7 protein-coding genes and 3 pseudogenes are annotated in these 10,987 nt (G+C 69.4%); 4 read left to right on the forward strand and 6 right to left on the reverse strand.

Annotation, left to right across the window (positions count from 1 at the left end):
* The 3 genes and pseudogenes from AC27LF_RS44900 to AC27LF_RS44910 all read left to right on the forward strand — a co-directional run.
* Positions 1-2,376: hypothetical protein (locus AC27LF_RS44900; RefSeq protein WP_479665064.1), on the forward strand; the 2,376-nt coding region annotated here is incomplete at its 5' end.
* Position 2,377: 1 nt separating this feature from the next.
* Entirely contained in the window at positions 2,378-3,181 is an 804-nt protein-coding gene (locus AC27LF_RS44905) for a nucleoside/nucleotide kinase family protein (protein WP_479665065.1), read from the forward strand.
* Between the two features lie 108 nt (positions 3,182-3,289).
* A pseudogene (locus tag AC27LF_RS44910) lies at positions 3,290-3,835 on the forward strand (SulP family inorganic anion transporter); the annotation flags it as partial.
* A 379-nt stretch (positions 3,836-4,214) separates the two neighbouring features.
* Here AC27LF_RS44910 and AC27LF_RS44915 read toward each other — a convergent pair.
* The 5 genes and pseudogenes from AC27LF_RS44915 to AC27LF_RS44935 form a co-directional block, all read right to left on the reverse strand.
* Positions 4,215-4,445 (reverse strand): alcohol dehydrogenase catalytic domain-containing protein, encoded by a 231-nt coding sequence (locus AC27LF_RS44915; RefSeq protein WP_479665066.1) that lies wholly within the window; start codon positions 4,443-4,445, stop codon positions 4,215-4,217.
* A gap of 89 nt (positions 4,446-4,534) precedes the next feature.
* Entirely contained in the window at positions 4,535-4,849 is a 315-nt protein-coding gene (locus AC27LF_RS44920) for a cupin domain-containing protein (protein ID WP_479665067.1), read from the reverse strand.
* 307 nt (positions 4,850-5,156) lie between these two features.
* Positions 5,157-6,446: an MFS transporter gene (locus AC27LF_RS44925; RefSeq protein ID WP_479665068.1), complete on the reverse strand. Its 1,290-nt coding sequence runs from the start codon at positions 6,444-6,446 to the stop codon at positions 5,157-5,159.
* A gap of 120 nt (positions 6,447-6,566) precedes the next feature.
* A complete protein-coding gene (locus AC27LF_RS44930; protein ID WP_479665069.1) occupies positions 6,567-7,046 on the reverse strand; it encodes a hypothetical protein in 480 nt (159 codons plus the stop codon).
* Positions 7,047-7,478: 432 nt separating this feature from the next.
* Positions 7,479-8,142 (reverse strand): annotated as a pseudogene (locus tag AC27LF_RS44935) (winged helix-turn-helix domain-containing protein); the annotation flags it as partial.
* 408 nt (positions 8,143-8,550) lie between these two features.
* Between AC27LF_RS44935 and AC27LF_RS44940 the strand changes: the two are divergent.
* Positions 8,551-10,203: a glycoside hydrolase family 71/99 protein gene (locus AC27LF_RS44940; RefSeq protein WP_479665070.1), complete on the forward strand. Its 1,653-nt coding sequence runs from the start codon at positions 8,551-8,553 to the stop codon at positions 10,201-10,203.
* 47 nt (positions 10,204-10,250) lie between these two features.
* On the opposite strand, the pseudogene AC27LF_RS44945 reads toward AC27LF_RS44940, so the two are convergent.
* Positions 10,251-10,987: pseudogene (locus AC27LF_RS44945) on the reverse strand (IS5 family transposase); the annotation flags it as partial.

Here is a 10,987-nt window from a genome sequence, read left to right on the forward strand (position 1 = left end):
GGCGTGACGCGGGAGCGGGCAGCGGGGCAGGGGGCGGCCGACGTGGTCCCCGGCCGGGGTCAGTACACCGAGGACGCCCGCAGACAGCGGCTGGAGTGGCTGCGCGGGCACAGCGGCGCCGCACTCACGTCGCTGGAGCGGACCGGCCTGGACGCGTACAACCTGGTCGGCAACGTGGAGAACTTCATCGGTTCGGTCGAAGTGCCGGTGGGTCTGGCGGGGCCGCTGCTGTTCGTCGGGGACGCGGCGCGCGGTGAGGTGGTGGCTCCGCTGGCGACCACCGAGGGCGCCCTGGTCGCGTCGGCGTCCCGGGGCGCCCGGGCGGTGACCGCGTCCGGCGGCGTGTCGACGAGGGTGCTGTCGCAGCGGATGACGCGGGCGCCCGTGTTCGAGTGCGCCGACATCGCCGCCGCCCACCGCCTCACCGAGTGGTTACGGGAGCGGCGGCCCGCGCTGGAGGCTCAGGTCGGGCTGGTGTCCCGGCACACCCGTCTGGTGGACGTCGATCCGCACCAGATCGGCCGGTACCTGCACGTGCGGTTCGTCTTCGAGACCGCCGACGCGGCCGGGCAGAACATGACGACGGCGGCGACCTGGCAGATCTGTCGCTGGCTGACCGACACGCTCGCCGCCGAGGAGGGGCTGAGGCCCAGGAACCTGCTGCTGGAGGGCAATCTCAGCGGTGACAAGAAGGCGACCGTCGGCTCCATACTGGCCGGCCGCGGCACCCGGGTGACCGCCGAGTGCCGCCTCAGCCGCGACACCATGGCCTCGGTGCTGAAGACCACGCCCGAGGCCATGGTCAAGAACCACGTCTCCACGGTTCTCGGCGCCCAGCAGATCGGCATGCCGGGGCACGGCGTCAACGCGGCGAACATCGTCGCGGCCCTGTTCGTCGCCACCGGCCAGGACGTGGCCTGTGTCCACGAGTCGGGGGTGTCCATCTTCTCGATGGAGCAGGACGGCGACGACCTGGTCGCCACGATCCTGCTGCCCAATCTGGTCGTGGGCACGGTCGGCGGGGGCACCGGGCTGCCGCACCAGCGTGAACTGCTGGCCCTGCTCGGCTGCGCGGGTGAAGGCGGCGGCCGCCGGTTCGCCGAGATCGTCGCCGGGTTCGCGCTGGCCCTGGACCTGTCGACCATGGCGGCGCTGGTCAGCGGCCAGTTCGCCCAGGCGCACCAGCGGCTGGGGCGGGCCCGGCGGGTGGACTGGCTGCGGGAAGGCGATCTCGACGCGGCCCTGGTGCAGCCGATGCTTTCGCGCGGGCTGGACGACCCCGGCCTGCACGTCACCCGGGTGGAGCCGTCGCCGCCCCTGCGCGGGGACGGGATCGCCGGCGAACTCGGGGCGCTCGCCGAACGGCGCAGACTGAGCGGGCTGCACCCGCTGCGGGTCGAGTGGACGTCCGGCGACGGGTCACCCACCGCGGCCGACCTCGTCGCCAAGGTCAAACCCCGGGGCGAGGAGATCGTCGCCGGGATCGCGATGGTGCTGTCCCTGTGCGGCCCGGAACCGGCCGCGGCGTGGGAGCGTTGGGGTTCGGTCACCGGGTTCGCCGACGCGCACCGCCGTGAACCGGCGGTGTACCAGCGCCCGGAGAGGGCGCTGACGGAACTTCTCCCGCGCTGCTACGGGGTCCTGGAGGACGACGAGCGGGAGGCGTACGTCGTCCTCATGGAGCGGTTGTCCGACGACGGCGGGCCGTGGACGCGTGACCGGATCGACGACGTGCTGCGCGGCGTCGGGCGGGTCCACGGCCACTGGCTCGGCCGGGACGAGGAACTGCTCACCGAGGGCTGGCTGCAGCGGGTGCCGGAGCCCGCGGACCTGGCCAAGGCGCACGAGCTGTGGGGGGCGCTGGTCCGGCACGCGGCGCAGGAGCAGCCAGACCTGCTGGGCCCCGCCCGGACGGAGGTGCTCACGGGGCTGGTGGAGGACGCCGGGCAGTGGGCGCCCGCCATGCACGCCCTGCCCCGGACGCTGGTGCACAACGACCTCAACCCGCGCAACATCGCGGTGCGGGGAGAGCGGGTCGTCGTGTACGACTGGGAACTCGCCACGGTCGACGTGCCGCAGCGCGACGTCGTGGAGCTGCTCGCGTCCACCCTCGGTCCCGACGCCACGGCGGACGATGTCGAGCATGCCCTCACGGTGCACGCGGAAGCCGTGGCCGCGATGTCGCCGGAGGCGGCCGCGCTGGTGGCCGGGTGCGACTGGCGCCGCGGCTACCGGCTGGCGCTGCGGACGTTCATGACGACCCGGCTGGCGCTGTACCTCGCCGGGCACAGCCAGCGCGAGTTCGGCTTCCTGCCGCGCCTCGTGCAGACCTCGTTCCGGCTGTGGCAGCTCGAAGAGGCCCGGGAGGAGGACTGAGGTGCGGGCCGCTGTCGTGGGGATCGACGGCACGGGCAAGACCACGGTGCTGCGCCGGATGCGCGAACGGGGCGACATCGCGGTGGTGCACGCCATCCGCGCCCATGACGACCCGCACAGTCCGTACGCCGCGCTGTCCAGGGCGCTGGCCGGGGCGTCGGCCGTGGCGGACGCCCTGGGTCGGGTACAGCTGAAGCTGGCCGTGCTGTACCTGCAGCTGTGTCTGTACGGGCCCACGGAGCGGCGGGCGGCGCGGGAGGGCCGGATCCTTGTCTCCGACCGGCATCCGCTGGTTGATCCGCTGGCGTACCTGCCGATGTTCGTCCGGGCCGATCGTGAGGACGCTCCCGACGCCGACGTCGAGGCATTCTGGAGCGGACAGGAGCCCCGGGCAGCCGGGGCGGTGCGCGACTGGCTCGTGGCCCGTACCGGAAGCGCGGACCCGAGGCCGCTGGGCACCGATCTCCTGCGTCGGGCGACGGGGCCGCCGCAGGACATCCTCGACCACTTCGGCCGGTCGTGCGGTGTGTCGCTGCCCCACGCGGTGGTGCTGCTCGACCTGCCCGTCGAGGACGCCCTGGCACGCGCCCGGGACCGGCGCGGCGGGGGTGAGTTGCACGAGACGGCGGATCTGCTGTCGCTGGTCCGGCAGCACTACGAGACCGCGCTGGCCTGGCTGGCGCGCACCTGGCCGGAGGTCGCCGTCCATCGTGTCGACTGCCGTGGCCGCACCGCGGCCGAGGTGACCGAGGCGGTCCGCGAGGCGGTGGGCTCCGCCGCGGCAGGGACCCGGACGCGGGGGTGACGACCGGTGCTGAACAGGTGTTTCGCACCAGTCCTTCCACCGGGCGGAAGTGGTGTTGCGCCCCTGTGAAGCCCTTCCCGACGATGGTCGCCACGACCGAGAGACGGGAGAGAACTGCCCTCCTCACTGCCGGCGCCCGGCCTGCCGGACGTGCCCTTCACCCTCGACACCCTCACGACGATCGCCCCGTACGCCTTCGTGATGGCGCTGGTCGGCCTGATGGAATCGCTGATGACCGCGAAGCTGGTCGACGACATCACCGACACCCACTCCTCCGAGACCCGCGAGTGCATCGGCCAGGGCATCGCCAACATCGTCACCGGCTTCTTCGGCGGCAGGGGCGGCTGCGCCATGATCGGCCAGACGATGATCAACGTGAAGGTGTCCGGCGCGCGCACCCGCCTCTCAACCTTCCTCGCTGGCGCCTTCCTGATGGTGCTGTGCATCGTCTTCGGCCCAGTCGTCTCCGACATCCCCATGGCCGCGCTGGTCGCGGTGATGGTCATGGTGTCGTTCGCGACGTTCGACTGGCACTCCATCGCCCCGAAGATGCTTCGGCGGATGCCTGCCGGAGAGATCACCGTCATGGTGATCACTATCGCGGGCGTCGTGGCGACCCATAACCTCGCCATTGGCGTCGTCGTCGGCTCGGTGAACCGATCCGGGTCTGATGGAGGCTCCGGACTGTCCCGAGTTGGGCGGAGTCGAGTTGCTTGGTTTCACGCTACAGGGGGGTGCGGAGTTCGTACTCCACCGGGCTGAGCATGCCCAGCGCGGAGGAACGCCTGCGCTGTCGGTTATGGAAGATCTCCAGGTACTCGAAGAGCCCGACCCGATTGGCGCCGAGGCGGTCGCGCGGGTGGCCCCGCGAGAACCCGAGCTGCCGCGCGCCAGCCTCGCCGGGCCCAAGCGGGACGTCAAACTGCTGGTCGACCATCGTCGGCGCCCGGTGCGGAGCCGGACTGCCGCTGCGAACAAGCTGCGGTGGTTCCTGCACGAGATGGACCCGGAACTCCCGGTCCCTTCCCGGGGATTACGCCGCCTTTGCGTGTTCGACATGCTGGCTGGGCAGCTCGATGACCGCGCGGGAGTCGTCGTGGAGATCGCCCGTGACCTTGTAGGTGACACCGGCGCCGACCGCCTCGACGACTCCGGCGAAGTCGTGCCCCATCGCCCGGGGAAAGGAGCGGCCGGTCATCAGCTTCATCTCGCCGTTGCGCACCTTCCAGTCCAGCGCGTTGGAAGCCGCCGCTCGGACGCTCACGAGAACCTCATCCGGACCCGGGCGTGGTGGCTCGAACTCAGCGAGCCGCATCACCTCCGGGCCGCCGTAGCGGTCGTACTGAAGGCGCTTCACGAGGCGTATTCGTCCGAGATCTCGGTGGCGTAGTTCTTCCACAGCGGTTGCATGGTCTCGGCGTTGACCGGCTGCCCGGAATCGATCATGGCCTTGAAGTCGCGGAAGTACTGCACATACAGGTCCGGCGTGAAGGTGTTCAGCATGACCGCGTTCTCGTCGCCGACGTTGGCGAACGTGTGCGGCGCCCCGGTCGGCACGATGACCCAGGTGCCCGGCCCGGCGTCGTACTGGTCCTCGCCGACGGTGAACCGGAAAGTTCCCGCCAGCACGTAGAAGCCCTCGTCATGCTGGGCGTGGCGATGCTGCAACGGGCTCGGGGTGCCCGGCGCAATGGTGACCTCGGCGAACCCCAGCCGGTGGTCGGTGTGCTCGCCGTTCTCCAGGATGCGGATCTGCTGCGCCCCGCTGCCGAGGATACGGCACGTTCCGTCTGGACATGGACAAGCGTCTGGAGCTGCCGCTGCCCGCTGTGGTTCCCGGCCCGCGCCGGGCGGCCGAGGACGCCGCCCGTCCGGCGGGCGTGTCGTGAGGGGCCTGGCGCCGCCCTGGGGCGGTCGGCCCCGGCGGGGCGGGGGCGAGGAGGAAAGGGCAGCGTGGCGCATTCCTCCCTGTGCGTCACTGCCGGTGGGCGGCACGCTGCCGCTTCGCTTCCTCGATGGTCTCCTCGCGGATCGTCCGGAAGAAGGGGAAGAGCAGCAGCGCGCACGCCAGGGCGCCCAGGGCGAAGACCAGCCGGGGCCCAACGAGCTGCGACAGCACACCGGCCAGCGCGGCACCCAGGGGCATGCCGCCCCAGCCGATGAGGCGGCTGGCGCTGCTCACCCGGCCGAGCAGCGCGTCGGGGATCAGTTGCTGGCGCAGCGTGACCACCGTGACGTTCCACAGCCCGCTGCCGACGCCTCCCAGGAACGTCACCGCCGCGACACTCCACACCTGTGCCGTCAGCGCCGGCACCGCGAGCATGACGATTCCCGTGACCACGTCGATGGCGAGGAGATTGCGCGTGCCCAGCACCTTGCGGACCCGGCCGGCGGTCAGCGAGCCCAGCACGCCGCCGAGGGCGAGCGTGGTCAGCAACAGCCCGTATCCCGTGCCGCTCAGACCCATGGGTCCGGGCGTCACGGCGTACAGCACCAGGACCGCGCTCCACGCACTCCAGGTCGCTGCCATCACGCAGACCATGATCGCAAGATTCCACAGCACCGGCTGCCGCCGCAGGTAGTGCAAGCCTTCGGCGAGTTCATCCCGCAGCCGGGGCCGTGCGGCCGTCGCTGTCTCCTCCCGGCGTTCCCCGTCCGCCTCGGTGCGGTCTCGGGGGTCGTAGGAGCCGCGCAGGAGCAGGAGCACCGCTCCGGCCGCCACAAGGTAGAGGCCCGCCATGCTCAGCGTGGCGGTGATGGCGCCGATGGCGACGAGCAAGCCGCCCAGCGGCGGGCCGACGAACTCGTTCAGTGAGGAACGGGTGCTCTCCAGCCGAGCGTTGGCGCCGTCGAGCCGGTCCTGCGGCACCATCACGGGCAGGACAGAGGTCGTGGTCAGATCCGCCACGAGTTCGGCCGTGCCGAGCAGGAAGGCCACGACGTACAGGAGGGGCAGCGGCGCCACGTCTCCCGCCAGGGCGAGCGCCAACAGGACCAGGGCCACCGCTCGCAGCACATGCGCCCGCAGGATCAGGCGGCTGCGCTCTGCCCGGTCGATGAGTATGCCGATAGCCAGCGTGCACAGCACGTACGGCAGCGTCTGCGCCCACTTCACCCCGGCCACCAGCCCCGGCGACGAGGTGAGGTCGAGAGCCGTCAGCGGCAGGACGATGACCACAAGACCGTCCGCCAGGCTGCTGAGGCCATAGGCGGCCCACAGCCCGGCGAAGTCCCGCCGTGCAGCGGGCTGAGTACCGGTGCTCATCCATGGCCTCTCTCGGGCTTGCTCGGACCGCTCGCGGAGGCGAGCCTGGCGTCTTCGGCACGGGGACGGCCGTCCCATGCGTGTCTGGGACGGCCGTCCGGAGGTCTCGGCGCGACGCCGTCAACACAGGAGGGCACACGTGGCCCGGGTGAACGTCCCCTCGCCGTGGCCACGCACGGTGTGCGCGAAGGCGGCCCGGTGGCCGGCGGGCGCCGGGACGGTCCCCTGCACCTGCATCCCGAGGGGAGCCAGCACGGCGCGGGTCTGCTCACCGACACAGTGGATGCCCCGGTTGGCCAGGATGGTGTCGGCGAGACTGCCGCCGAGCCCGTCGAGCGAGTCGCCCGACCAGGTGGAGACCGTGTACTGGCCGTCCTCGGCCCGCTCGAAGAAGCGGACTTGCGCCTGTCCCGCGCTTTCCGTGAGCAGCACGAAGATGCGGCGGTCGGAAAGCTCCATCTCCAGGCCGTCCATCTTGTGCAGGATGGCTTCCGGGTCGCCGTAGAAGTCATGGACTTCCGGCGTCCAGGAATAGGACACGCAACCGAGTGCGGCTTCGGTTTGTTCTATCTGCGACACAGCATGCGCTGTCGTGGTCACTGCTGACTCCAATCATCGGGTACCCGGAAAGGCACCGGGAGGTCAGTGCGCGTGTGACCATGCTTGTCCAGAACGATAGGAGAAGGACAGACCAGTTCCCGTCATTGGCTCACAAGGGGTCCAGTATCGGTAGGAGTCTGTGATCGAGTGGTCGGTGTTCCAGTAGCTGACAGGCTGTGGGGTCACCGGGGGCGTACTTCTTCCAGGTGCCTCCGGCTTGGGCGGCAACGGCCTCGGTGTGGACTGTGTGGTAGCCGAGCGTCCCCGCGACGACCGACGGCGGTGCCTGAAGGACGAGTTGCTGCAGGGTGGCGGTCCGGCCGTGGAGGGCGGGGACGCCTGCGGCGGTGAGTCGCCTGCCGCCTGGCCAGTCAAGTCAAGGCCGTGGTCGCGGAGTTACTGACTTCGGCTCGTCAAGGTGAGGCTGGTTCGCCGAGGGTCAGGCCGCATGGCGATCAGCCCGGCCACGGACAGCCGCCCGGAGCGTCGGCCGCTCACCGTCACCTGCGGGGTGTGACCGCGGTGGCCCCAGGTGCGTCCTCTGGGCGGCCGGCGGGTGAAGCCTGCCTCGTCCTCGAAGCAGATGTAGCCGCCGCAGGCCGCCCGGGCTCCGTTACCTCGGCCCAGGTCGCCTCCTTCCACGCGGTGACGGCCTGCTCGTCGCGCTCGGCGACCCGCCGTGCGGGGACCTGCGGGCTGAAGCCGAGCCGGTGCATCAGCCTCGTAGCCCCGGAGACGCTGTAGGCGACGTGGAACTTCCTGCCGATCAGCACGGCCACCCTCGCAGCGGTCCACACCTGGTCCTCCACCCAGCCATGCGCGGCCGGGTGCTCCAGATAGGCGGCCGGCGCTTCCAGGCAGCGCGAGGACAGTCGGTACCGCGACCCGCCCGGGCCACGGGAAACCAAAGCCTCACGACCACCCTCCCGCCACAACTGGTGCCACTGGTAGGCCGACTTCGGACTCACCCGCAGGCTCCGTGCCACCTCCCTCGGCTTGATCTTCTGCTCGAACAGCTCAGCAGCCTGCATCCGTACCAGACTCCCCGGCGCCGACGCCCCGCAGCGGTCAGCCCGCCCCCATCCGCATATCTCACACCACGGGATACAGCCACCGCTCCAGGCCCATCAGAGACTTCGCCGAAGTTCACCCCGACGAGCCGAAGCCAGCCCTCGGAAAACAACACCACTCAACCCGTCCAACCCCATCCACCACCTGGACACCCACACGAGAACCACTCCGGACACCAAGCCGCCAACTCCCAACTATCCTCCAACAATTACACAACCTTGTGCCAGCGTCGGTAACTGCGCGCGGGTAGGTTCTGAAACACGAAATTCACGCGGGCTTAACGGGCGCTGCGGTGTCGTGCAGCGTGGTCCGTTCTGCGATCAAGGTGAAACACCGAATCGATTCGTGGAGGCTAGCCATGGCTGTTCGCAGGTCGGATTCTGCTTCGGGTGGCGGCGCGAGTCGTAGAGATCTGCTCAAGGGAGCAGTTGCGGTGACCGGTGGAGCCGCGCTGGGCCTCTCGGGTGTGACGGTGGCCGCAGCGGCCGGTAAGCCGCGATCCCGTGCCGGGCGAACGCTGGTCGGGGCGATCCGCTGGGATGCCTATGCGGGTGGGCAGACCATGCATGGAATGGGCACCAACCGCATTCTCTCTCCCGAGGAGTTCCACTTCCGGATGCCGTACTTCTCCGAGATCACTGTGCCCAACCCTGTCCTGCTCGACCAAGGATTCGACACGGAGACGACGGGTGCCACCCCGTCCGGCTGGACCGTTTCGGCAGGCGCCGGCACCAGCGTGGCCGTCGTGCAAGGGCCCGACCGCGAGGGAAAGAGCGTTCATCTGCACGACGCCTCCACCACGGGGACGGCGACCATGGCGCGCGCGTTTGCCGCCCAGAACCGGGCCATCACCGTGCGGTGGGACTGGAAGGAGACATCCGCCGGCAGTTGGTCCCGAGCGCTGGTCGCGGGCGGATCGACTACGGTCGTCGACATTGCCACCCAACGGGATGTCAATGGCAAGCAACTCGCGTACCGCGCGCCCTCCGGAGAGTGGCAGGTCCTCCAGGCCATCGCGGACGACACCTGGTACTCGATCAAGGTCACCGTCGATCCGGCCCCGCCCCAAGGTGCCACACCGTGGGTGGACATCTTCGTCGGCGGGGTGCGCAAGGCCTACCACGTCCCGCTGCTCGGCTCCCCGGCCTCGTTGGACAAGCTTCATTTCCAGACCAATCCGAACCAGACCTCCGATCTGTATGTCGACAAAGTCAACGTCGTGGTGACCGAGTCCGTCAACTGCGCGGGAACAAGCCAGGAGGTCATGGACCAGGAAATCCGGTACGCCGCCGCGGCCGGGATCGACTACTGGGCCTTCGACTACTACCCCCAGCAGCCGTTGGCACGGGCCCGGGAGTTGTACCTGTCCAGCACCCTGAAGAATCGGATCAATTGGTGCGCCATCCTGGACGGGAATTTCATGGCGCAGTACGACGTGAATCTATCGGAGCTTGTGGCGCGGTTCGGCGAGCCGAACTACCAGAAGGTCCTTGACGGTCGCCCACTCGTCTACTTCTTGAATAATGCCACCGCTGACAAGGTCGCCAAAATGCGGTCGAAGGCGACCGGGGCGGGGCTGCCCAATCCCTACATCGTGGTCATGGGATGGACCGCGCAAAGCGTGGCAGACGTAAAGGCTGCCGTAGGGGCCGATGCGGTGAGCCGCTATGCGACGGGGCAGGCAAACGGTGCACCGTATTCGTCGCTCACCAGTCTTGAGACGAGTTTGTGGTCCGATTACGCGGGTGCAGCCGGGCAGGTTATTCCGACAGTGTCAACCGGTTGGGACCCACGGCCCATGTACGAATACCCGGTGCCGTGGGGGGTCCAACCTTCCGACGATTACCTGGGCCTCAAGGACCAATGGACCCAGCAGGCGACGCCGACGGAGATTGCACAGCACCTCGGGGATGCGATCAGCTGGAGCAATTCCCACACGGCGAGTGTCCCCGCGAATGCCGTCCTCATCTACGCATGGAATGAGCACCTTGAGGGAGGGTGGATCTGCCCGACTCTGCACGAGATACAGAATTCCGGCAGGCCACAGCGTCTGGACGCCATCGCTAAGGTCCTCCGCACCACCTGATCTGAGCATGGTGAATCAAAGCAGGCAAACGCGGGCACGCCCGAGCCGAAGTGTTCGGCCTTGCGTTCGTAGCGGCGGTGCAGGTGGCGGCAGCCGGACAGCCAGGACATGGTGCGCTCGATCGTCCAGCGATGGCGGCCCAGCCGGGTGGAGGACTCGATGCCTTTGCGGGCGATGCGGTGGCGGATGCGTCGCTTGCGTAGCCATCGGCGCAGGTGGTCGTAGTCGTAGCCCTTGTCTGCGTGCAGCTTGGCGGGCCGTCGTCTGCGCGGGCCGCGGCGGGAGCGGATCGGGGGGATGCCGCGCACGAGCGGCTCAAGTGCCTGACTGTCGTGGAGGTTCGCGCCGGAGATTCCGATGGAGAGGGGTAAACCGGTCCGCTCGGTGATCAAATGGATCTTCGAGCCCTTCTTCCCCCGATCCACAGGATTCGGACCTGTCAGGTACGCCCTTTCAGGGCCCGGATGTTCACCGAGTCGATCGTGCAGCGCGACCAGTCCAGGTCTCCGCGCGAACCCAGTTCATCGAGGATGACGCGGTGGAGCTTGGCCCAGACCGGCTGCGGTCCACTCGGTGAAGCGCCGGTGCGCGGTCGGCCCCGACGGGCCGAAGACCGGCGGCAACTGCCGCCAGGTGCAGCCCGTCGTGGCCACGAAGACGATCGCGGCCAGCACCTCACGGTCTCCGTACCGGCGCCGACCGCCGCGCTGCGGCCGTGATGGAGCGGGCGGGACCACCCGCTGGAACAGCTCCCACACCTCGTCCGGCACCATGCGCTCGACCA

The sequence above is a fragment of the Streptomyces diversicolor genome (assembly GCF_057537855.1).